Raw genomic sequence first — 21,853 nt, 5'->3', positions numbered from 1 at the left:
AATATCCTTTATAAAGATCCATACTTACGACGCATACGCTCACGCACCACTTCGGCCAGCGTATTGAAGACAAATGTGAAGATAAACAGAATCAGCCCCGACAAGAAGAGCACACGATAATGTGAGCTGTACACTTCTGCTTCAGGCATTTCAACCGCCAGGTTGGCTGACAGGGTTCTCATTCCTTGGAAAATATTCACATCCATTAATGGTGTGTTACCGGAAGCCATTAACACAATCATCGTTTCACCAATGCCTCGTCCGAACCCAAGCATAATCGCGGAGAAAATCCCTGGGCTCGCGGTGGGCAAAACCACACCGACTAACGTTTGCCAACCACTTGCCCCTAACGCTAAAGACCCGTTTACCAAGTAACTCGGTACATTGTAAATGGCATCTTCGGCCACCGAGAAGATGGTTGGAATCAACGCAAACCCCATGGCAAACCCGATGACCAGCGCATTTCGCTGGTCAAAATCGATGCCTGCACTGTAGGTTAACCAGTGCCGCATATCGCCATTAAAGAAGACATTTTCAATTGGAGAGCTGAGAGACAATGCAAACCAACCTAAGAAAATCACGACAGGGATCATTAAGATGGCACGTTTTCCTGTCGGCACCAATAAACGTAACGGTTCTGGCAGTTTTGACCAACTGAACCCAAAGAGCATCACGCCCAATGGCACAACAATCATAACGGCAAAGAAACCTGCTAGATTCGCTTCCATATAAGGGGCTAACCAAAGCCCGGCAAGAAACCCTAAAATAACCGTTGGAAGCGCTTCAATCAACTCAATCGCTGGCTTAACGATTTGACGGGTTTTATTGTCCATAAAGAAAGCGGTAAAGATCGCTGCTAGAACGGCAAGCGGCACGGCAAATAGCATAGAATAGAGCGCTGCTTTAATCGTACCAAAGGTTAAAGGTACCATTGAAAACTTGGGTTCAAAGTCAGCACTGGCCGAAGAGGATTGCCAAGTATAAGAAGGCTCTTCATACCCTTCATACCAAACCTTGCCCCACAAGCTAGAAAAAGAAACATCAGGATGTTCATTTTTAATATCGTAGGTAATCACTTTACCATCTGCTGTCTCAACTAAAGCCCCATTGCCCCGTTGAGCCATCAAGAGATAGTTCAAGCCAGAGGTTAACTGCTCAGAAGCCAAGTGACGCTCTGAAGTCGCATTATATAAGTTAATTTGATTCGCCTGATCCAGGGTAACAAACCCTTTCCGGTTATGCTCTATGGCGATATAAGAAACCGGTTTTTTAGAAACATCGAAACTGCGAATCGACTCTAACTGAAAATTGTTGTTTTTATCCCGAACGGGAAACCATTGTAAAACACGACCTTTATTGGTTCCGACCATCAAAGAATAATCCCCCAACAAAAAATGTAGGGCGGAAATAATCTCCTCTCCAGTCACTAAATTTACTTTTTGCAATAACTCAGGGTTTGAAACATCCCCAATATTAAAATAGAGTGCCGCACCATTATCTGACACCAAATAAAGGTTTCGCATATTACCGCCCAGCATTAGCCAATCGGTGTTTAAATTATTAGAAACAGTTCCTGAAGCATATTCTTCAAGCGTTACCCCCTCCGTCAGCATGGATTCAATCTTATCAAACTGCTTCAATTGGATGCTGTTATCCCCTTCGACCTGATACGCCAATACCAGTTGAGAGTCATTGACTCGGGCTGCGACTTTTTTAATCGCAGCATCCCCTAATTCAATAGGATCTTCGCCATAAGGAAAAGTTAAAGAAGGCGTAATCGTCCGCTCATTATTGGGATAAGAAACTTTATAATCATATTTTGCAAACAACACCGTTCCATCAGACAAACCAAATGCAATAATTTTATTAGGATTGTTGACCGTAGTAAAACTGGTCACTTGCTGACCGCTCAAAGGCAAGTCGGATTCCGTTAGAATGTGTCCATCACGTGCATCAAACCCAATCATCTTGCCCGATTGAGTAATCCGCATAGCAGTCTCTTTATATTCATCCATGCCATAGAAAAGCGTTTTTTCTGCTGAACCACCGGGCAAATCATATTCAGAATGCTTATCAACGGTCGCCGTCATAAACAATGGCGCAACCACATACACCAAGAAAACCATAATCAATAAAACAGATAAGATGACGCCCACGCCACCAACCGAAATACTCGATGCCCACCCTTTATCAACCAGGTTTCTTCGCTTGATACGTTTTTCAAACTTAGGCCCTTTCAGAGCTTTATCCAGTGCTTCTTGCGCTTCCTGATTCATCGACATTCCTAGCAAATCAAATAGAGGTTAGAAGATATTACAGGTCAAATATGACAAACAAGTTAAATCTTAAAATTTGATTAAAAAACTTGTTTTTTATCCCTATAAAAATACATGTATTGTACCCGCCCTTTTATATTTATCCTTACTTGTTTTGCACCATAAAATTTAAAAATGCACCATGAGCTTTCTTTCAAACGAAGTATCTCGTCAGCACAAAGATAAGCAACAATCTCATTTTTATTGATACATCAATAACTTAAAATAGTTTTAAAAAAAATTGGAATTTTGGCACGGTTCAAGCTATCATCAGCAGGATAAAAAAGTAAGGAAATTCGACTCATAAACCGAATAACCCCCTCGCTTTTAAAAGTTGCCTCAACAAAATTCAAAATAATACACATGCTGTCAAAATGTGATTTTTATGCACATGAACGCATCAAACCTATTTTGGCTACAAATGTATTACGCAACACTAAACAACTTGTTCCATGCAAACAACAGAATTCGTAAACTATCGAAAAGGACACACTTATGTCGCAAGAAATTTTTGATTTAATCAAAGACAATGACGTTAAATGGGTAGATCTTCGCTTTACTGACACTCACGGTAAAGAGCAACATGTGACCATTCCTGCTGACAGCGTAGATGAAGACTTCTTCGCTGACGGTGAAACTTTTGACGGTTCTTCAATCCAGGGCTGGAAAGGGATTCATAACTCAGATATGTTATTAATGCCTCAAACAGATGGTTTCTACCTAGACCCTTTCACCAATGATCCAACATTGATCATTCGCTGCATGATTGTTGAACCTTCAACTATGGAAGCTTACGAAAAAGATCCTCGCGGCATCGCAAAAAATGCAGAAGCTTACCTAGCGTCAACAGGTATTGCTGATTCAGCTTTCTTCGGTCCAGAACCAGAATTCTTTATCTTTGATGATGTTCGTTGGGGCGCTGATATGTCTGGTTGTTTTGTGAAACTAGATGGTAACGAAGCAGCATGGAACTCTGAAAAAGTATTTGAAGGTGGAAACATTGGGCACCGTCCTAAAGTAAAAGGTGGGTACTTCCCAGTTCCACCAGTCGATCAGTTACACGAAGTGCGAGCAGACATTTGCGCTATGGCTGAAGCAATGGGCTTAAAACTTGAAGCGCATCACCATGAAGTTGCATCAGGTGGACAGTGTGAGCTTGCGGTTGCAGGGAACACTTTAACGGCTAAAGCAGATGAAGTACAAATTCTAAAGTATGCCGTGCACAACACTTGCCAAGCGTTAGGAAAAACAGCGACATTCATGCCTAAGCCAATCGTGGGTGATAACGGTTCAGGGATGCACATCAACCAATCTTTATCTAAAAATGGTAAAAACATTTTTGCGGGTGATGTCTATGCCGGCCTTTCTCAAGAAGCGTTATGGTACATCGGTGGTCTAATGAAGCATGCACGTGCATTGAACGCCTTCACCAACCCAGGAACTAACTCTTATAAGCGTCTGGTACCAGGTTTTGAAGCGCCTATCCTATTAGCTTATTCAGGTTCAAACCGCTCTGCATCGATTCGTATTCCTTATGCACCTTCAGAGCGTGCACGTCGTGTAGAGTTGCGTTTCCCTGATCCAACAGCAAACCCATATTTGGCATTTTCTGCTTCATTAATGGCCGGTCTTGACGGTATTATGAACAAAATCGATCCAGGTGAGCCAGCTGAAAAAGATTTATATGACCTACCTCCTGAAGAAGAAGCAACATACAAAACTGTTTGTGCTTCTTTAGAAGAAGCTTTAGATGCACTGGACAATGATAGAGACTTCTTGAAAGCGGGTGGTGTATTCACTGATGAATCGATTGACTCATACATCAACCTTAAAATGGAAGAAGTCACTCGCATGCGTGCAACGACCCATCCTATTGAATTTGATATGTACTACTCTTCTTAATATTAGCAAGAAGGTTAGATTAAAGAACCCGCCTAGAGCGGGTTTTTTATTGCCTCATATTTTTTCATCCATTTTTCATAGACACAAAAAAACCTCAATCAAGAGGCTTTTGATATATCAAAACAGCCAGGCCTGGCTGTTTTTTAATGCCTTAATGATGGCTGTTATGACTTGGATCCCAGTCTTTTAAAACATAATCCGTACCACAGTATGGACACTTAGCCACTCCTGTCTCTTCAATTGGCAACATCACTTTTGGGTGTGAATTCCATTGCGTGTCTTCTGGTCTTGGGCATGACAAAGGTAAATCCCCATAAGTCACTTCAATTAATTTTTGTTTATTCATTTCGCTCTATCCTTCAAGTTCAGAATATTTTTGATCAACCGATTAAGCAACAGTGTTTAACCAATCCAGGTGTTGCGGTGAACGACCATGCACCACATCAAAGTATTTAGCTTGAAGTAACTCCGTCACCGGACCGCGCGATCCTTCACCAATCGGACGATTATCCAATTCACGAATAGGCGTTACCTCAGCAGCAGTTCCTGTAAAGAAAGCTTCGTCTGCAATATAAACTTCATCACGCGTAATGCGTTTTTCACGCACTTCATACCCAGCTTCTTTAGCCAACTGCATAATGGTTTTACGCGTAATACCATCTAAAGCAGAGGTTAATTCAGGCGTAAAGATAATGCCATCTTTTACCATAAAGAAGTTCTCACCCGACCCTTCAGACACATACCCTTCGGTATCCAGTAATAATGCTTCATCACACCCATGACTGACGGCTTCTTGCAACGCCAGCATCGAGTTCATATAAGCACCATTCGATTTGGCTTTCGTCATCGTGACGTTAACATGATGGCGTGTAAAAGAAGAGGTTGCAATTTTAATCCCCTTCTGGAGATTCTCTTCACCCATATAGGCGCCCCATTCCCAGGCAGCAACCATAACATGCGTTTTAAGATTATCCGCTCTTAACCCCATTCCTTCTGAGCCATAAAAAACCATCGGGCGGATATAAGCAGATTTCAGATCATTATCTCGAACCGCCGCACGCTGTGCTTCATTCAACTGTTCTTTTGAAAACGGCATCGACATATTCATAATCTTAGCCGAATTAAACAAGCGATCCGTATGGGCTTCTAAACGGAAAATAGACGTCCCTTGCTTAGCTTCATAAGCTCTAACACCTTCAAAGACCCCCATTCCATAATGTAGGGTATGGGTTAAAACGTGAATTTTAGCATCACGCCAGTCAACCATCTCTCCATCTAGCCAGATTAATCCGTCACGGTCGCTCATTGTTTGCATTGCAAAAGTCCTTCTTAAATTTCCACAGGGTTTAATCGCGTTATTTTATCCTAAAACAGCTGCTTAGGCACAACATTTAAACACCCAAAAATAGAATGTTTAATTCAATACTGCTATCTTTTTCTTGAAATTACCCACCATATGATTAAAATCATTCTTTTGAATATCAAAATAAATTAATTCAATTCAAAAAAGCAATCCCAAGCTCGTCTTGCGATTGCTTTTTTATTTTAATAAACGGTAAATAAAAATCGCATGAACTCACAAGATCATTTAATGAACACTTACGCAAGACTTCCGGTCTCATTTGAATCCGGTCAGGGCGCCTTGTTATACGATGCAGATGGACAAGGTTATCTGGATGCCATCAGCGGCATCGCTGTTTGCAGCCTGGGTCATGCGCACCCTGAAATTTCCAGAACCATTTGTGAACAAAGCCAACAACTTATTCATACCTCCAATCTGTACGGGATTGACAAACAAACACAACTAGCAGATGAATTGATTGAAATCTCAAACCTTGAAAAAGTTTTCTTCTGCAATTCTGGCGCTGAAGCCAATGAAACCGCAATTAAAATGGCAAGAAAGTTTGCCCACCAGCAACAAATTAAAACCCCTAAAATCATCGTGATGCAAAACAGCTTCCACGGTCGAACTTTAGCAACGCTTTCTGCTACCGGAAACCCTAAAATTCAAGAAGGATTCGAGCCACTTGTCGAGGGGTTCGTTCGCGTTCCTTATAATGACGTGGAAGCAGTTAAAAAACTGTCTTCTGATACGGATATCGTCGCCATTCTCGTTGAACCGATTCAAGGGGAAGGCGGTGTCAACATACCCGACCGTGGCTATTTAAAAGAGTTACGTGAACTCTGCGATCAAAACAACTGGTTGCTCATGCTTGATGAAATTCAGACAGGCATTGGACGAACTGGTAAATGGTTTGCTCACCAGCATGAAGATATTCTGCCGGATGTCATGACACTGGCAAAAGCCTTAGGTAACGGCATCCCGATCGGGGCATGCTTAGCAGGACAAAAAGCCGCCAACCTACTGGTTCCAGGCAACCACGGCACGACATTTGGGGGTAACCCACTTGCTTGCGCAACTGGGCTTGCAGTCATTAAGACACTTACCATCCACAATTTCATTGAACATGTGGAAGCCAAAGGGGCATTGCTCGCAGCTCGTTTGCAAGAAGCGTTAGAGACAAATACTGCCGTTGTCACCGTTCGAGGCTTAGGCTATATGATCGGCATTGAACTCGATCGACCTTGTGCTGAATTGGTTCAAAAGGCCTTAAAAAAACATTTATTGATTAATGTCACACAAGGTAACACGGTTCGATTATTACCGACATTTGTCATGTCAAATGATCAAACTGACCAACTGGTCAACACCCTTGTGGAATTGATTGAAGAATTTACTCAAACAAGTTAATACTTGTTTAACTAACCTAAAAAGAAGAACGCCAATGAGCATTAAACACTTTTTAACCTTACAAGACTTCTCAACAGCAGAGCTAAACCAGCTTATGTTGCGTGCTACAGAACTTAAAAAGGTTCAGAAATCAGGCGAGATCTTTGAGCCCCTAAAAAATAAAACGCTTGCGATGATTTTTGAAAAATCATCAACGCGTACGCGTATCTCGTTTGAAATAGGGATGAGCCAACTCGGTGGACACGCTTTATTCTTATCGCCTCGCGACACGCAATTAGGACGAGGCGAACCCATTGAGGACACTGCAAAAGTTATTTCCAGCATGGCGGACGGCATTATGATCCGTACATTTGGTCATGACATTGTCGAAAAAATGGCTGAGCATTCACAAGTTCCGGTTATCAATGCCTTAACGGATGACTACCACCCTTGCCAACTCCTGGCCGACATGCAAACGTATCATGAACACCGCGGCTCAATTGAAGGCAAAACCGTTTTATGGGTTGGTGACGGCAACAACATGTGCCACTCCTATATCAATGCTGCAAAGCAGTACGGTTTTAAATTGCGCATTGCGTCGCCGGAAGACTATGATCCAAACCCTAAAATGGTAGAAGCAAACCGGGAACACGTAGAAATAATCCGCAACCCAATGGATGCAGCAGAAAACGTTGATCTCGTGGTAACGGATGTTTGGGCGAGCATGGGACAAGAAGAAGAGCAGAAAAAACGTGAAAGAGCATTCAAAGACTATCAAGTCAATACGGCGTTGATGCAGCAAGCAAACCCCGATGCATTATTTATGCACTGCTTACCAGCGCACCGAGGCGAGGAAGTATCGGCTGAAGTAATGGATGCAAAAGACAGTGTGGTTTGGGATGAGGCAGAAAACCGACTGCACGCACAAAAGGCACTACTTGAATATTTGATGGCAGACGCTTAATTCTAAAAAACGTTTAATTGTTTAATCTTATGCGCTCATTCGAGTTGGTTTAATCGAGCTCATAAGCTTAAACAGCCCCTTCTTTCTACTTTCGACCCGCAAATGCCTGACCTAAAGTTCCGCTATCAATATATTCCAGCTCTCCACCTAACGGAATACCTTGGGCCAATCGCGTTACTGATACATTAAATTCGGCAGCCATTTGCTGGATATAATGCGCTGTCGCCTCGCCCTCTACCGTAGGATTCGTGGCTAAAATCAACTCCTGTATATCACCCTGAGCCAATCGATCTCGTAAGATAGGCAACCCAAGTTCATCTGGACCAATACCGTCGATGGGTGATAAATGCCCCATCAAAACAAAATACTGACCTTTGTAGATGCCCGATTGTTCAATAACAATCACATCGGTTGGTGTCTCAACAATGCACAATTGATCTGCTTGTCTCGACGTTGATGCACAAATTCCGCATATTTCGGTTTCGGACAAGTTGCGGCATTGCTGGCAATACCCCACCTTCTCGAGCGCAGATTCAATTGCTGTCGCAAGACGATGCCCTTCCTGCTGATGATTTTGCAATAAAAAATAAGCCAATCGCTGCGCCGATTTCGGCCCAACCGTTGGCAATAGCTTAAAAGCATCTATCAATTCATTAATAACAGGACTTTGCATGCTAGAGTCTTACCATTCGGAGTTAAAACGGCATCTTCATTCCAGGAGGAAGATCCATTCCCCCTGTTAAACCGCCCATTTTTTCTTGCCTTGTTTCTTCTACACGGTGTGACGCGCTATTAACTGCTGCTGCAAATAAATCTTCCAGCATTTCTTTGTCGTCCATCAAGCTGTCATCAATTTCAACTTTGACCAGCTCATACTTTCCAGTCATAACGACTTTTACCATGCCACCGCCCGCTTCACCAGCAATTTCCATTTTGGCAATTTCATCTTGCGCAGCTTGCATATTTTTTTGCATATCCTGGGCTTGTTTCATCAAGTTACCCAAACCACCTTTTCCACCAAACATGGCTTCTCCTTTCTTATTTATTAACAGGTCGAATCGAAGATTCGATAATTTTCAAGTTCAATGTCTGCATTAAATTCTGTACGACAGAGTCAGTGCGAATACTTTCCGCCGCATTTCCCTGTCTAGCTTGCGCTTCAGCTGCAAAATGTTTCGCAGGCGTCCAATGATCTTCAGGAAACTCTACGAAAATCAATCGGCTGCCCAATTGAGCTTTCACTTGCTCTTCAAGTCGCTGCAAGGCTAATTCCGTTTTGGCAAGCGCTTGTTCAGGATCAACGCTTAACGTTAAACTCTGTGCATCCTGCTTAACTAAAATAGACTGTCTTGCCAACTCAGCAGCCATTCCCTCAAGTTGCAATTGAGACATCAACTCTATCCAAGCAGTGACTGAAGTATCACCAACATTCATCTCGTTTGCTGCCGAAGTACTTTCTGAGATAACTGTCTCAGGATTTTGATTTGGCGTAAATTCATTCAGTGCCTGTAAAGGCTCATCTGGCATTTCAAAAGCAGGGGCTGATGCTGCTGCTTTTGGTACTTCAGTCATTTGCGCGGGAGCAGCCACAGCCGCTTGAGAAACATCACCAGACACTGCCTGTTCTGATGGCTGGCTTTTTTGCTGATAGCTTTCACTTACAGGAGGCGCTGGCTCAATCTGTGGTTGATTGTCGGGCATAGTAGACTGAGGCACCTCCGCACCGTGACTTTCACGATGCTCAAGCGGTGCTTCAGACTTTCCCAGCGTCGAATCTAACCTCGCCTTTAAATCTGCTAAAGGATCAACGTCACCCGAGGGCTGCGCAGATACCTGAGAGGCCGATGATGATGCCATTTGTGGTTGCGGCACAGCTTCTTGTTGTTGCATTGGAGCGACCATAGACGGTGAAGGCTCAGACATACCCAAACTTGCAGCAGAAACCTCTTCAGAAGCAACTTGCTGCGCAGGCTCCGCCACTGATGAATTCTGACCAGGCCTGGCCATTTTTTCATTTTCCGAGCGACTCAGTCCCGTCTCTACACTTGCTTTATCTGTTGGCGCACTCGCCTCGGAAAAAACAGGCTGAAAAGCCAACATTCTTAAAAGAGACATTTCAAAACCGATCCGAATATCAGGGGCCAGCGCCATATCTTGTTTTGCCAGTAATGCAATTTGATATAACACTTGAATTCGTTCTGCAGATAATCGCTGGCTTAAATTCTGCAGTAAATCAACTTCAATTAGGCTGCTTTCTGTTAGCCCCCCCAACACTTGTAACATACTCACCTGATGCAAGGCTTCAATCAACTGAGCATTCAAGGCCGTATAATCCACCCCCATCAATGCCAGCTGCTGAATCACTTCTTTTAATTCATCTGCCGATTCATTTGCCAGTGCGGATAGAATGTTCAACGTAAATTGCTGGTCGACCAATCCCAACATGGCTTGAACAGCATCATACTGAACTTGCCCGCCACCGTAGGCAATGGCTTGATCCAAAATACTCAAAGAATCTCTAGCAGAACCATCGGCACTCTTTGCGATCATTGCCAATGCCGCTTCTTCAAAAGGCACTTGCTCTTGCTGCAAGATATAAGCAAGGTGTTGCTGAATCTGCGGCAACGTCAAGCGCATTAAATTAAACTGCAAACAACGCGATAACACTGTAATCGGTAATTTATGTGGGTCAGTGGTTGCCAATAGGAACTTGACATGCTCAGGCGGCTCTTCCAATGTTTTCAACAAGGCATTGAAACTGCTTTTAGACAGCATATGCACTTCATCAATCAAATAAACTTTGTAACGCCCTTGAACCGGTGCATATTGAACGTTTTCCAATAACTCTCGCGTATCTTCAACCTTGGTTTTAGAAGCCGCATCCACCTCAATCAAATCAACAAACCGTCCTTCATCAATGGAACGACAAGTTGAACAAACACCACAAGGCTTAGACGTAATGCCCTGCTCACAATTCAAGGCTTTAGAAAAAATACGCGCAATGGTGGTTTTTCCAACCCCACGTGTTCCAGTGAACAGGTAAGCATGATGCAAACGCTGTTGATCCAGCGCATTAGAAAGCGCTTGCATCACATGGGTTTGTCCGACTAATTCAGAGAAGTTTTTCGGGCGCCACTTACGGGCTAAAACAGTATCAGTCACAAGTTAAGATTCTTAAGAATTGAAATAAGACTATTTTAACGTGAAATACAAGGAATGCGAGTTTAATTAGATAAAGAATTTTGAACCGTTTTGCACGGGTAAATAGAAGAGGCGACCCTGCCCGCCTGATCTCGGCGCACGAATCAGAAGGTACCGTTGCTTCCTTCCGGACCTGGCGGAGTTCCCAACCTATCGTCGCGAGAGGACGAACAGAGCCACCCATATAAATCATACACGAAATAATGAGAAATTAAACCCAGACAATGAAACAGGCTATAACCGCATTTAAAACGCAGTCAAAAAATTCAGATTTCAGGAAAAAATTAGAACTAGAAAGGAAAATAGAGGCAACCTGCCCGCCTTATCTCGGCGCACGAATCAGAAGGTACCGTTGCTTCCTTCCGGACCTGGCGGAGTTCCCAACCTATCGTCGCGAGGGGACGAACAAGTTACCGCGATGAATGATACACGAATTCATCAAAATTTAAAGCAATTCTAAGGAAAAAATTTAAACAAAAAAAGCTTATGAACCTCACGCCATGCCAATCACTCCTCGACTTACTTTTAATAACAACGAGTTACCTCTTACACCCCGGTTATCTCAATATTTTATCTACCTATAAACAAAACTTATTGTTAATCATAGAAAAATAATATGTAAAAAGTTTACATTTATTGAAAAACATTGATATGATGACAATCGAAAGTTCAAAAAAACGAGGTAACAAGTTATGAAAAATGTACTTTTGACTTTATTATTATCAGGTTTTTTAACAACCTTTGCATCACAAGCAAGTGCTACGGATACATCAATCATTGGACAAATTTCGGCTGATGAAGAAAGTGGCTTACTTTATATGAGAGAGGAAGAAAAACTGGCTCGTGATGTTTATTTAACCCTTTATGAACGTTGGGAAGTAAACATTTTCCAAAACATTGCTGACTCAGAAACAAAGCACACAGAAACCATTAAATCATTATTGGAAACATATGCACTAGCTGACCCGGTATTGGACGATTCGGTTGGTATCTTTACCGATTATCACTTTACTGAGCTTTATGTTGCTTTGACTGAAGCAGGATCAACAAGCTATGAAGATGCGCTTCGCGTTGGGATTCAAATTGAAGAACTAGATATTCGTGACATTGCTGAAAAAATCAGCAAAGTAGAAGATAATCCTGACATCGTCGAGGTGTATGAAAACTTAATGAAAGGTTCAAGAAACCACCTGCGTTCTTTTTGGAAGCTATTCCAAGAAACAGGATTGGAATATGAACCACAATATATTTCAGAAGAAGAATTCAACGAAATCGTGAATTCACCAATGGAATAAACCCTAGGCTACTAACCTAGCCAAGTTAGCACGCTTGATGCAACAAGCGTGCTAATCAAATGATAGTTCCCTTTTTAACCTGCTTCGGCAGGTTTTTTTATGCCCTAACTCCTTGAAATACCACACAACCACAAGTGATACGTATATTTGACACTTCGAATTTTAAGGTGCACAATTGAAATTAATCGCAATAGATGTAACAGTTTGATTCAGTGTTTAAATTTGTAATACTCTCATACTGTTATAAATGTCGTTACTTCGGTGAATCAATGAATTCATACATGTGGTTCAACCTGCGATTTTGATAGATTATCTTTTTTAAATAAAAAGAAGGAGATCAAAATGAACACTTCAGTTAAAGCACTCTTTATCTCGTCCATAATCGGATTTTCTACACTTTCACCTGTTATGGCTGACGATACTTCAGGCAATGTCATGCCCTACCCTCAAGGAATGATGGGCTATGGCATGGGACCCGGCATGATGAACAGCTACAACCCAAATGCTATGTCTCAAGGACATGGTATGGGCTACGGCATGATGCAAAGCTATGGCATGGGACCCGGTATTGGCTCAGGTATGGGTTATCACATGAACATGCGCTTCAGCGACTCACAAATAAAGCAATTTAACAAAATCAGTTCCAATGCCATGAAAACCCAAAGTCGCGATATGCGTGCTATATGGAAAGAGCGACAAGAACTCGGCAAATTACTCGCTGCCGAAACCCCAGATAAGAAAGCCATCAGCAACGCCTATGACAAACTGTCTCAGGCTCGTAAAAAAGTTCTGATGGAACGTATCGAAATGCAACACAAAATGCAGAATGTCCTCACAAAAGAGCAAAAAGAACAAATGCATGAATACCGTCAAAATATGATGGGCAACTGATCCAATATATTTTCACCTAAGCTTTGCCAGGCGCTTGATTGCAAGCCCTGGTTTTAGACTAGATTACCGATGCTCAGCCAACTGAACCAACCAGAAATAATGACCAAGAGCGACTGTTTGATAGAGACGTGTTATAGAAAAATTATTCTCACCCGCACTCAGTTGTAACCATCGAAAAAGTCCTCGCCGACTTTTCTCTTTTGCTGGCTAAACACATCGGTCACGGATATCCAAAATACCAGTCATGACTTAATGCACTGAGAACAAGGAGAAGTACGATGTTTAGACTACGCACCCCGCTCTATTGGATTCTTTTGGAAATGACGACCTTAACGATATTGTTAATGCCAACTTCTGCAAACGCAACACCCGCATTTGCCCGACAGGAACAAGAAAAATGTATCGAGTGTCACACTGCTTACCCGGCTTTAAATTCAACCGGACGTTTGTACAAAATGAACGGTTATACCTTCGACACTTCTCGCCATCTCGCCTCGAAAAACAACTTTAAAAAGATGATGAATCAGTTCCCGATTGCCGCAGTGATCACCTCTCGCCCATACGATAAAAAGAAATCTGGTAAAAAAGAAATGCGCGCAATTCATGAAGTTGAGTTAATTGCCGGCGGCAACTACCGCAATATCGCAACTTATGTCGATATCGAAGCCGAAGGAGAAGACGGGTTCGGCTTGGTCAATGGCACGACTGCGATGGGATATGGATTCTCACCAGGCCTGCACCTTCAAGTATCTTATGCACCAAGTTTTTTTTCCGACCCCTATGATACTTTGTCCGACATGCGTCGCATGACAGTGAGCCACTACAATATTACCAACGACAGTTTCAGCGGGGTCGATGGTCAATTACGCCACCCTCGTCAACAGGTATCATTATTCGGGCATATCGCCGACCGCCTTTTTTACGATGTCAGTGTCGGCGGTTTAACCGATGATATGGTCGGTGAAGATTCAACCGTCTATCTAGGCCGATTGGCCTGGGAGGTCAATAAAGACTGGATGGTCGGAACTTTCGGCGTTTCAGGAGAATGTAAGTCAACTTCTGTCAATTGCACTACTCAGGCAAGAAACTTCGACCGTTATGGCATTGACACCCAAGCGGATCTAATGCATAACACTATGCGACTGACCGCGGTGTATATGCAAGCACATGATCAGTATGCAACCGGTTCAAAAAAAGAGCAAAATGCTGATGGTTATGTTCAGGCAGTCATGTTTATGCCGCATCACTGGGTGCCTTTACTGCGCTATCAATCATCACAACAAAATGACGGACACGACCATACAGATACAATTATTGCAGGGTTGAGTTATTACCCGATGCCGAACGCAAAAGGAATGCTGGAATACAGTCAGGATACGCATGCCCCCGACGGGCAAATCAAAGACGACAGACTGACCATTCAATTACAATTTGCGCTGTAGACTGTCCCCAACGAGGCAATCACAAATTCGACAGTACAAACACTTTACGCAACGTTAGAAAATAAAAAAGCCAGACTTCAAACGCACCTAAGCGGTTGAAATATCTGGCTTTATAATGTGGCTCCCGATGCTGGACTCGAACCAGCGACATACGGATTAACAGTCCGGTGTTCTACCAACTGAACTAATCGGGAATTGTCGATCAAGCGTTAACTTGATGAGGCGTATTATAGAGAATTTTTTCGCGCTGACAACCCTTTTTTCAAAAAAATTGTAACTTTATCCCCTTTATTGACGGCTCTATTTAAAAGGTAAGACTTCTTGGTTCCAAGATAACTCTATCACCCGCCCTAAGGCTTCATAATATTTTGAGAAAAAACAAAAATATAGTGAGAAGCTGGCTAACATATTGGCTTATTGTTAATTCATAATGCATTCATTTTGTTTAGGTTGTATTAGGTTAAGTTGTTCTCCATAATGTGGATTATCATTTATCAAACTCCAGGAGTGCACCATGAAACATTTGTTATCCCCTCTTAAGATTGGAAACACCGATTTACCGAATCGCATTTTCATGGCACCCTTAACCAGAAGCCGCGCCCAGCAACCCGGCAATGTACCGGGTGAATTGAACGTGGAATATTATACGCAACGCGCTACCGCTGGATTAATTGTGACCGAAGCGACACCTGTTTCTCAACAGGGACAGGGCTATGCTTATACCCCTGGTATCTACACCGATGCTCAAGAAACCGGTTGGAAAAAAGTCGTGGACAGTGTTCATGCTAAAGGCGGTCATATGTCGTTACAGCTTTGGCATGTTGGACGCATCTCAAATACAGAAATTCAAGAAAAAGGCGCGGCGCCAGTCGCCCCTTCCGCGATACAGGCTGAAAATAGTCAATGCAGTGCACCTGTTGAAGGCGGTTCTTTAAAAATGATGCCGTGCGCGATGCCAAGAGCTTTGCAAACCGACGAATTGCCGGACATTGTTGAGCAATACCGCAAGGCAGCCATTCGTGGTCTTAACGCTGGATTTGACTTCTTTGAGGTACACTCGGCCAATGGGTATTTGCTACATGAGTTTTTAGCCACCAATACCAATCACCGAACGGATGAATATGGTGGCAGCATTCAAAACCGAGCGCGATTAGTTTTAGAAGTATTGGATGCGGTTATTGAGGCCGTTGGCAAAGAAAAGGTTGGGGTTCGTTTATCACCTAATTTCGTTGCACACGATATGAATGATGAAGCATCTGAGGAGATGACTTTATATTTAGCAAAAGCGTTTACCGATCGCGGTATTGCTTATCTGCATATTGCAGAACCGGATTGGGCCGGAGGTGCACCTTTAACGGATGAGTTCCGTAAGGCTTTACGTGACCAGTTTAAAGGCGCACTTATCTTTTGCGGCAACTATGATGCTGAAAAAGCGGAACAGACCGTGGCTAAAGGGATTGCAGATGCCATTGCCTTTGGACGGTCATATATTGCCAACCCAGACTTGGCTGCACGATTTGAACAAGGGGCTGAGCTTAACACGCCTAATCCTGACACCTTTTATGGTGGTGGTGCAGAAGGATATACGGACTATCCATTTATGACGTCATCTCAGTCTAAGTAAAGACTTTGAATCAAGAGTTGTTTGAGAGGAGATTGATTCATGTCACAACCAGCCACTGCTGACACAACATTGGCAAAGGTAACCTACATACTTTATTTATGTAGTTTACTGGCTGGCGTTACGGCTATTGTCGGTGTCGTGATTGCTTATATCAAACGATCCGAAAAAGATACGCCTGCTTGGCTAACAGCGCATTATCAATTTCAGATTCAAACGTTTTGGTATGGACTGATTTACTTTGTGGTCGGCTTGTTGCTGACCCCTGTTTTCATTGGCGGGTTTATTATCTTATGGTGGATTGTTTGGTTAATTGTTCGCTCAATCAAAGGGTTAAGCGCTTTAGAAAGACAAACACCCATTGTGGGATCTTTTTTTGGTTTTGGAAACGAACCCCCTGAGAAATAGCCCCTAGAAATACAAAAACTAAGGGGCTTCAATCTGAATCATGGGCGTATTTTCTTTGTAAACCGTTGCTCCCTTTGGGGCATTAATCGCTTTGATCTTGCCTGCCACAGGCGCTTTGATTACATAATATTTTGACCAGGCCTGGCTCATTTTCAGTTCTGCCTGTGCTTTTAAGTAGGATTGGTGCGCAACATCGAAAGCCAACTGTGCCGCATCCAATTCCCGTTTAGCGGAAACCGTTCTGTCATATAAATCTAATGCTTGATCCAATTCAATCTTCGCATCTGCCTTTTTTAAACGTGTCATTTCAACCGTAGCTTGCAAAGCTTTTAACTTAGCTTGGTAACGGGTATCGTCAATTTTCATTAATAACTGACCCGCTTTGACCTGCTGACCGGTTTTAACATATACATTTTCAACCTGACCAGCCACTAAGGCGCCTATTTGTACGGTTTTAGCAAAAACAGGTGCCATCAGCGCCATCAAAACAAAGCCTCCACCTAATGACCATATTATTTTTTTCATTCTTTCTACTCCTTCAACCTCGTTAAGGGGTGGCTGATAGCTGAACGGGGGTTCCCGTTAAATAATCAAGTTGCGCCCAATAAAGCGCTTGTTTAAATTGTTGTGAAATCACTTGGAAATTGGCTTCTGATAACCGCACCATGGAATCGCCTAAATCGGTCGTTGACTCATTTTCATAAAGTGCACGACTGTAATCCAAGTATAAATCCGCGTAATCACCAAAGGCTTTATTTTGTTTCTTTTCTGCATCAGACAGTTTGAGTTTGAAATATAAATCCGCCACTTGATCTCGTAAATGCTGCTCTAACGCATTAACTTGTGCTTCGAGCTCTTGAATATCAGCTCTGGCAAGGCTTACTTTTGCAGATCGAGCGCCGCCATCATATAAAGGGTAGTCCATTGATAAATCAAAACGCCAACGCCCTTCTCTCTGGTACTCATACGTCGATAACTTTCCACCCCATGCATCTACCCTGAAAGTTGGCTTATCTGTTGCAGACTCACCTTCTAAGCGATGCTGTGCCGCCTGAAGTTTCAATTGCATGCTTTTCAACTGTAAGTTATTGGCAAGCGCTTGATCTTGATACTTTTCAAGTTCATTTAACTCTCGCGACTCAATAGACTTCAAACGCGGAAATATAAGTTTATCGGGCAGCTGGCTCGGCTGCCCTACCAAATTTGCTAACGCATTACGCGTTCGACGCTGTTCATATTCTGCACGAGAACGCTTTACCAGAATTTTTTGGTAATCAGCTTGCAGTTTAAGATAGTCGACATCTGAAATACGATTAAGCTCATAACGGTCTTTGGCTTTATCTAAAGCAACATAAGCAACGGCCATGGATTCATTTTCAATACGGTATTGAAAATCTGCCAAAATCACATTAAAAAACGTTTGCATCAATTGAATTTGAAATTGAATCACTTGGTCTTCATAAAGTTGCGTTTGCGCTTCTGATATTTTCTCTTGTGCATCGATTAAGGCCTGAGTTTGACCAAAATCATATAACTTCTTACCAACATGCAATGCCAGTAAATGATTGTCTTCGGTGTGATCGGCATATTCTCGCCACCCAATCCGGCCCAATACGTTTAGCTCAACCGCGTCTGCTGAATCTTGTAGCGCATAATTTGCTTGTGCTTGTGCCTGCCTCGATTGTGATGCTATAAGTTGGGGGCTGACTGTTTCTGGAAGTGCTAAAAGACTTTTTAAAGTGAGCGGTTCAGGTAAATCAAACGCAGCTGATGGTTTTTCGAGGGAGGGCGCTGGCAAGTTGGCACCTTGTACCTGTGGTTTATTTTCAACCGTTGAATTTGGCTGTGAGGCTAGAGTACTCGTTGAAATAATGGCCATCACCGCCAAACTTAGCAAGTTTACTTTATAGACAGAGGGTTGCGACATGAATGGGGCCTATTTATGAGCTCTTTTATAGCGCGTAAAGGAGGTGGTTTTATAACTACCATCTAACACAAATTGCCCTAATAACATAAATTCTTTTTGCGAACGGGTCGGGCCAGTATAACGGACAATCGGCTTACCGTTTAAATCAAAAATCATCATTACGGGGGTAGCACGTACCCGATATTTTTTTTCTGAAAGCGTTTGAGCCGTCGCTTCGGTGCCATCAAAATCCACCATTTGATTAGCCCCTTCAATATCGATTTGATACGTTAAAAAATGTTTTTTGTAAAACGAGATGACCTCTGGCTGATTCAAAATCGTTTTCTTCATACGATCACAAAAAGGACATTCTTCCATATGAAAGAAGATAAAAATACCTTGTTTGCCTTCTTCTTTCGCTGTATCTAATTCTTCTTGAAGGTTGCCAAAGGTTTCGTCAAAAAAATCTGCGGCTATTGCGTTAACACTAAAAAACAATGTTCCCAACAACCCTAAAATCAGTGCCCATTTTTTCATAAGAGAGTATCTTTCTATTCGTTTTTAAATAAATCAAGCCTGCCATAGCCACTATTTAAGAGTGCCTAGAACAAAATTTTTGCAAGCATAGCATGGCTTAATTGAACTTGTCTAATAACGAATATTTATACACGAAAAGAAAGGAAATAATGTGTATTAAAAATGGAAGTTTGAAAATTTTAAAGATTTTATAAAAGGAGGGTATTGCGGCAGCGCTGCTGCCTACAATATATTGAATGACTCAAAAGCAAGATGATTAAGTTGAGGGAGTGGTCATATCCCCTTCTTCAATCAGTTGTTTAAAGACTGGATCGTCTTGCATCGTTTTAAAGACCGGATCATTTTGAACTTGTTCTTTATAGCCTTCTGAGTCTTCTAGTGCCTTGCGTAAATATTCGATGGCTTCAGCATGCTTATCCATCATGGCATAAGCACCAGCCAACTGATAAAAGGCATGTTTATTTTCAGAATCAATTCTCAAGGCTTGATTACACAAGTTAACCGCCCATTGAGGTTCATCCATTTCGAGCGCAATATCGGCCTTATAGGTCATTGCTTCCGTATTATCAGGATCTAACTCTAGAATCTGATCATAAATCGCCATGCGATTACTCAGAATCTGCTCTTGGCCGGCTTTCAACCACAAGCTGTGGATATCTTGATGTTGCGACAAACGTTTTTGTGCACTGGTGATCCCACGTGATTTTCGATTTAACTCATCTTCTAGCTTTTCAAGACGACCTTCGTATTCTTTTATCACTTTACTAACCTTGGTATCGGCCACATTCAGTACTTTGTCTCGAATGTCTCGAATGGAGTTCCACCCGACCAATAAAAGAATAGAAGAAATCCCCGCGATTAAGTAAAAGAAGTAAGTCACAGTATCAGTGGCATACCCTACCGCTCGAGAAGTCGCCGACAATTCTCGGTTAACCACTTCTTTCGTCAAGGTGACTTCCAGATGATTCATATCGACACGTAACTGCCTTAACTCATCCATGACATAACGCTCAACAAAAGGATTGTACATCGGCTCTTTCAGCTGATTCACATCCTGTGTTTCCTTTGAATGTCTTTCAGCAGCCGAAACGGGTGCCACAAAAACACTCAATAAGGCAACAACAATCAGTGTTCGCATATTGCTTTTCCATGGTTATGAACTTCAATCAAATTAGTATGAAGCGCTTTAACGGCTTTTTCGTAGTCTGTTTCATTGACAAAGAATTGCATTTCAACCTGACGCGTATTCTGATGAATCGCTTCCACATTGATGCCCTGATCAAACAATGTTTGAACGGCTTTTGCCAATAACCCTTTAATACGCATATCACTTCCCATCGCAGAGGCTAATGCCACTTTACTGGTATTAATCGTTGCGGTAGGCAAGCCTTGTTTAAGCTGCTCAGCCAAACGTTTCACCTTTTTCAATGAAGCTTTCAAATAGATGGTGATGGTATTCGCATTGAAATCTTTGGTAATCACCTGACATTTTAATCGGCTGGTCGCATCAATGATTGCTTTCTCATAGACACCTTGTTGCCCCATCATCTCTTGGTCAAACACTTCCAAAGCAATCAAATGTTGCATCCCGGCAATAATCTCAACCTGAGGATATTCACTGACATAATCTTCTGTAAAGATTGTCCCGTGATGCCCCGGATCAAACGTGTTCTTAATTCTCAATGGAATTTGCGCTTGTCTTAACCCTTGCGCGGCTCTTGGGTGGACAGCTTCCATCCCTAAGTTCGCTAACTGGTCGGCAATGTCGTAATTGGTTTTCCCAATCGGCACGACATTCTCTTCCCCAACCAAACGAGGATCCGCACTACTTAAGTGATATTCTTTATGAATCACCGCTTCGGTCGCTTGACAGAGTACCGCGATACGACTGAAGGTCATTTCACTATAACCACGGTCAAACGTATACATTAGGTTTTCACGACAATGCGTATACCCAGTCACAATCGGCAACTCTTTCGTAAAATCAATTTCCCCTAAATGCGTTTCGATCATCGCATCCAAAGGCAACGCTTCATCTGCCTGCCAACCGGTCAAGTCCACAAAACGGGCGTTGACGCCTTCCGTTTGTAACAGGTGCGCTAAGTTCCACGCACTGTGCGCTTCCCCTAAACTCGCCAGTAACTCTCTTACCGTTAATAAATGGCTTTCTAAAGAGAAATGACCATGGCGACACAAGTCCTGCAAATGATTTAACAGTTGCTTGGTTTCGGCAATCCGTTCATCAATGAAGTCATTGGCTTTCAAACGTAATTCATCATCAGAGAATAAGTTTGCATTAATCTTATTCAGCTTCAAACTCAACTGATCTAACGCAATACGCCAATCATCATCTACATCGTCATTCGCAAACAAACCATACACACCTGGCTGGTCCGTTTTCTTGTGTTCCAACAAGTCATCCGTAATCCCACCATAAGCGGAGACAACAAAAATTCGGTTATAGAAATTTTCAGGATAAAGAATAATGTTATCCCGAACGGCTTGGTAATCACTCATTGAAGTGCCACCGATTTTTTCGACACTTAATGTTGTTTTTTGAGTATTTGACATGGTTACTCTGTTGTAAAAAACACCCTCATTTTTTAATTGATATTGAGACGAAAAATGACCAGGTCTGGT

Annotated in this window: 19 protein-coding genes, 1 tRNA gene and 2 other RNA genes; 8 read left to right on the top strand and 14 right to left on the bottom strand. The window is 42.5% G+C overall.

What is annotated here, in order from left to right; genetic code table 11:
• Nucleotides 1-8 precede the first annotated feature (8 nt).
• Nucleotides 9-2,276 carry an ABC transporter permease subunit gene (locus tag P8629_RS02035; RefSeq protein WP_278163994.1) on the bottom strand — a complete coding sequence of 756 codons (2,268 nt, stop codon included), beginning with the start codon at nucleotides 2,274-2,276 and terminating at the stop codon, nucleotides 9-11.
• 534 nt (nucleotides 2,277-2,810) lie between these two features.
• Between P8629_RS02035 and glnA the strand changes: the two genes are divergently transcribed.
• Nucleotides 2,811-4,217, top strand: coding sequence for a type I glutamate--ammonia ligase (gene glnA, locus P8629_RS02030; RefSeq protein ID WP_278163992.1), 1,407 nt, complete (start codon nucleotides 2,811-2,813; stop codon nucleotides 4,215-4,217).
• 151 nt (nucleotides 4,218-4,368) lie between these two features.
• Here glnA and P8629_RS02025 read toward each other — a convergent pair whose 3' ends face one another.
• The gene (locus P8629_RS02025; protein ID WP_278163981.1) at nucleotides 4,369-4,563 is read right to left on the bottom strand and encodes a zinc-finger domain-containing protein; all 195 of its coding nucleotides are present in this window, start codon (nucleotides 4,561-4,563) and stop codon (nucleotides 4,369-4,371) included.
• 42 nt (nucleotides 4,564-4,605) lie between these two features.
• The gene (locus tag P8629_RS02020; RefSeq protein ID WP_278163980.1) at nucleotides 4,606-5,532 is read right to left on the bottom strand and encodes a branched-chain amino acid transaminase; all 927 of its coding nucleotides are present in this window, start codon (nucleotides 5,530-5,532) and stop codon (nucleotides 4,606-4,608) included.
• A gap of 255 nt (nucleotides 5,533-5,787) precedes the next feature.
• On the opposite strand from P8629_RS02020, the gene P8629_RS02015 reads away from it, so the two are divergent.
• Both P8629_RS02015 and argF read left to right on the top strand, forming a co-directional pair.
• Complete coding sequence (locus tag P8629_RS02015; RefSeq protein ID WP_278163978.1) at nucleotides 5,788-6,969, top strand: aspartate aminotransferase family protein; 1,182 nt, start codon at nucleotides 5,788-5,790, stop codon at nucleotides 6,967-6,969.
• 34 nt (nucleotides 6,970-7,003) lie between these two features.
• A complete protein-coding gene (argF, locus tag P8629_RS02010) occupies nucleotides 7,004-7,912 on the top strand; it encodes an ornithine carbamoyltransferase (RefSeq protein WP_278163977.1) in 909 nt (302 codons plus the stop codon).
• An 85-nt stretch (nucleotides 7,913-7,997) separates the two neighbouring features.
• On the opposite strand, the gene recR is transcribed toward argF, so the two are convergent.
• The 5 genes from recR to ffs (P8629_RS01985) form a co-directional block, all read right to left on the bottom strand.
• Complete coding sequence (gene recR / locus P8629_RS02005; RefSeq protein WP_278163976.1) at nucleotides 7,998-8,585, bottom strand: recombination mediator RecR; 588 nt, start codon at nucleotides 8,583-8,585, stop codon at nucleotides 7,998-8,000.
• Between the two features lie 22 nt (nucleotides 8,586-8,607).
• Nucleotides 8,608-8,937, bottom strand: coding sequence for a YbaB/EbfC family nucleoid-associated protein (locus P8629_RS02000; protein ID WP_278163974.1), 330 nt, complete (start codon nucleotides 8,935-8,937; stop codon nucleotides 8,608-8,610).
• A 13-nt stretch (nucleotides 8,938-8,950) separates the two neighbouring features.
• Complete coding sequence (dnaX, locus tag P8629_RS01995; protein ID WP_278163972.1) at nucleotides 8,951-11,074, bottom strand: DNA polymerase III subunit gamma/tau; 2,124 nt, start codon at nucleotides 11,072-11,074, stop codon at nucleotides 8,951-8,953.
• A 115-nt stretch (nucleotides 11,075-11,189) separates the two neighbouring features.
• An RNA gene (ffs, locus tag P8629_RS01990) (signal recognition particle sRNA small type) lies at nucleotides 11,190-11,286 on the bottom strand.
• A gap of 138 nt (nucleotides 11,287-11,424) precedes the next feature.
• Nucleotides 11,425-11,521: signal recognition particle sRNA small type (ffs, locus tag P8629_RS01985), an RNA gene on the bottom strand.
• A gap of 284 nt (nucleotides 11,522-11,805) precedes the next feature.
• On the opposite strand from ffs (P8629_RS01985), the gene P8629_RS01980 reads away from it, so the two are divergent.
• The 3 genes from P8629_RS01980 (at nucleotide 11,806) to P8629_RS01970 (ending at nucleotide 14,741) form a co-directional block, all read left to right on the top strand.
• Nucleotides 11,806-12,408: a DUF2202 domain-containing protein gene (locus P8629_RS01980; RefSeq protein WP_278163970.1), complete on the top strand. Its 603-nt coding sequence runs from the start codon at nucleotides 11,806-11,808 to the stop codon at nucleotides 12,406-12,408.
• Between the two features lie 342 nt (nucleotides 12,409-12,750).
• Entirely contained in the window at nucleotides 12,751-13,299 is a 549-nt protein-coding gene (locus tag P8629_RS01975) for a Spy/CpxP family protein refolding chaperone (RefSeq protein WP_278163968.1), read from the top strand.
• A gap of 278 nt (nucleotides 13,300-13,577) precedes the next feature.
• Nucleotides 13,578-14,741: a hypothetical protein gene (locus tag P8629_RS01970; RefSeq protein ID WP_278163966.1), complete on the top strand. Its 1,164-nt coding sequence runs from the start codon at nucleotides 13,578-13,580 to the stop codon at nucleotides 14,739-14,741.
• A 118-nt stretch (nucleotides 14,742-14,859) separates the two neighbouring features.
• Here the strand turns inward: P8629_RS01970 and P8629_RS01965 are convergent.
• A tRNA-Asn gene (locus tag P8629_RS01965) sits at nucleotides 14,860-14,935 on the bottom strand.
• Nucleotides 14,936-15,255: 320 nt separating this feature from the next.
• On the opposite strand from P8629_RS01965, the gene P8629_RS01960 reads away from it, so the two are divergent.
• Entirely contained in the window at nucleotides 15,256-16,365 is a 1,110-nt protein-coding gene (locus tag P8629_RS01960) for an alkene reductase (RefSeq protein WP_278163964.1), read from the top strand.
• Between the two features lie 39 nt (nucleotides 16,366-16,404).
• The gene (locus P8629_RS01955; RefSeq protein WP_278163962.1) at nucleotides 16,405-16,770 is read left to right on the top strand and encodes a DUF4870 family protein; all 366 of its coding nucleotides are present in this window, start codon (nucleotides 16,405-16,407) and stop codon (nucleotides 16,768-16,770) included.
• Nucleotides 16,771-16,788: 18 nt separating this feature from the next.
• Here P8629_RS01955 and P8629_RS01950 read toward each other — a convergent pair whose 3' ends face one another.
• From P8629_RS01950 to P8629_RS01930, 5 genes are all read right to left on the bottom strand, one after another.
• Nucleotides 16,789-17,295 (bottom strand): efflux RND transporter periplasmic adaptor subunit, encoded by a 507-nt coding sequence (locus P8629_RS01950; RefSeq protein WP_278163960.1) that lies wholly within the window; start codon nucleotides 17,293-17,295, stop codon nucleotides 16,789-16,791.
• Nucleotides 17,296-17,317: 22 nt separating this feature from the next.
• Entirely contained in the window at nucleotides 17,318-18,697 is a 1,380-nt protein-coding gene (locus P8629_RS01945) for a TolC family protein (RefSeq protein WP_278163958.1), read from the bottom strand.
• 9 nt (nucleotides 18,698-18,706) lie between these two features.
• Nucleotides 18,707-19,213, bottom strand: a complete 507-nt coding sequence (locus P8629_RS01940; RefSeq protein ID WP_278163956.1) for a thioredoxin family protein — start codon at nucleotides 19,211-19,213, stop codon at nucleotides 18,707-18,709.
• Nucleotides 19,214-19,469: 256 nt separating this feature from the next.
• Complete coding sequence (locus tag P8629_RS01935) at nucleotides 19,470-20,351, bottom strand: tetratricopeptide repeat protein (RefSeq protein WP_278163953.1); 882 nt, start codon at nucleotides 20,349-20,351, stop codon at nucleotides 19,470-19,472.
• Nucleotides 20,339-21,784: an aspartate kinase gene (locus P8629_RS01930; RefSeq protein ID WP_278163951.1), complete on the bottom strand. Its 1,446-nt coding sequence runs from the start codon at nucleotides 21,782-21,784 to the stop codon at nucleotides 20,339-20,341. Before P8629_RS01930 ends, P8629_RS01935 begins: the two co-directional genes overlap by 13 nt.
• Nucleotides 21,785-21,853: the final 69 nt, after the last annotated feature.

The sequence above is a fragment of the Hydrogenovibrio sp. 3SP14C1 genome (genome assembly GCF_029625905.1).
In the GTDB taxonomy this organism is placed as follows: domain Bacteria; phylum Pseudomonadota; class Gammaproteobacteria; order Thiomicrospirales; family Thiomicrospiraceae; genus Hydrogenovibrio.
The sequence above is the reverse complement of the archived record's forward strand: the minus strand, read 5'-3'. Positions and strand labels throughout refer to the sequence as shown.

Coding starts and splice junctions, on each gene's coding strand:
- P8629_RS02035 (WP_278163994.1), bottom strand. CDS start 2,276: ATGAATCAGGAAGCGCAAGAAGCACTGGATAAAGCTCTGAAAGGGCCT.
- glnA (WP_278163992.1), top strand. CDS start 2,811: ATGTCGCAAGAAATTTTTGATTTAATCAAAGACAATGACGTTAAATGG.
- P8629_RS02025 (WP_278163981.1), bottom strand. CDS start 4,563: ATGAATAAACAAAAATTAATTGAAGTGACTTATGGGGATTTACCTTTG.
- P8629_RS02020 (WP_278163980.1), bottom strand. CDS start 5,532: ATGCAAACAATGAGCGACCGTGACGGATTAATCTGGCTAGATGGAGAG.
- P8629_RS02015 (WP_278163978.1), top strand. CDS start 5,788: ATGAACTCACAAGATCATTTAATGAACACTTACGCAAGACTTCCGGTC.
- argF (WP_278163977.1), top strand. CDS start 7,004: ATGAGCATTAAACACTTTTTAACCTTACAAGACTTCTCAACAGCAGAG.
- recR (WP_278163976.1), bottom strand. CDS start 8,585: ATGCAAAGTCCTGTTATTAATGAATTGATAGATGCTTTTAAGCTATTG.
- P8629_RS02000 (WP_278163974.1), bottom strand. CDS start 8,937: ATGTTTGGTGGAAAAGGTGGTTTGGGTAACTTGATGAAACAAGCCCAG.
- P8629_RS01980 (WP_278163970.1), top strand. CDS start 11,806: ATGAAAAATGTACTTTTGACTTTATTATTATCAGGTTTTTTAACAACC.
- P8629_RS01975 (WP_278163968.1), top strand. CDS start 12,751: ATGAACACTTCAGTTAAAGCACTCTTTATCTCGTCCATAATCGGATTT.
- P8629_RS01970 (WP_278163966.1), top strand. CDS start 13,578: ATGTTTAGACTACGCACCCCGCTCTATTGGATTCTTTTGGAAATGACG.
- P8629_RS01960 (WP_278163964.1), top strand. CDS start 15,256: ATGAAACATTTGTTATCCCCTCTTAAGATTGGAAACACCGATTTACCG.
- P8629_RS01955 (WP_278163962.1), top strand. CDS start 16,405: ATGTCACAACCAGCCACTGCTGACACAACATTGGCAAAGGTAACCTAC.
- P8629_RS01950 (WP_278163960.1), bottom strand. CDS start 17,295: ATGAAAAAAATAATATGGTCATTAGGTGGAGGCTTTGTTTTGATGGCG.
- P8629_RS01945 (WP_278163958.1), bottom strand. CDS start 18,697: ATGTCGCAACCCTCTGTCTATAAAGTAAACTTGCTAAGTTTGGCGGTG.
- P8629_RS01940 (WP_278163956.1), bottom strand. CDS start 19,213: ATGAAAAAATGGGCACTGATTTTAGGGTTGTTGGGAACATTGTTTTTT.
- P8629_RS01935 (WP_278163953.1), bottom strand. CDS start 20,351: ATGCGAACACTGATTGTTGTTGCCTTATTGAGTGTTTTTGTGGCACCC.
- P8629_RS01930 (WP_278163951.1), bottom strand. CDS start 21,784: ATGTCAAATACTCAAAAAACAACATTAAGTGTCGAAAAAATCGGTGGC.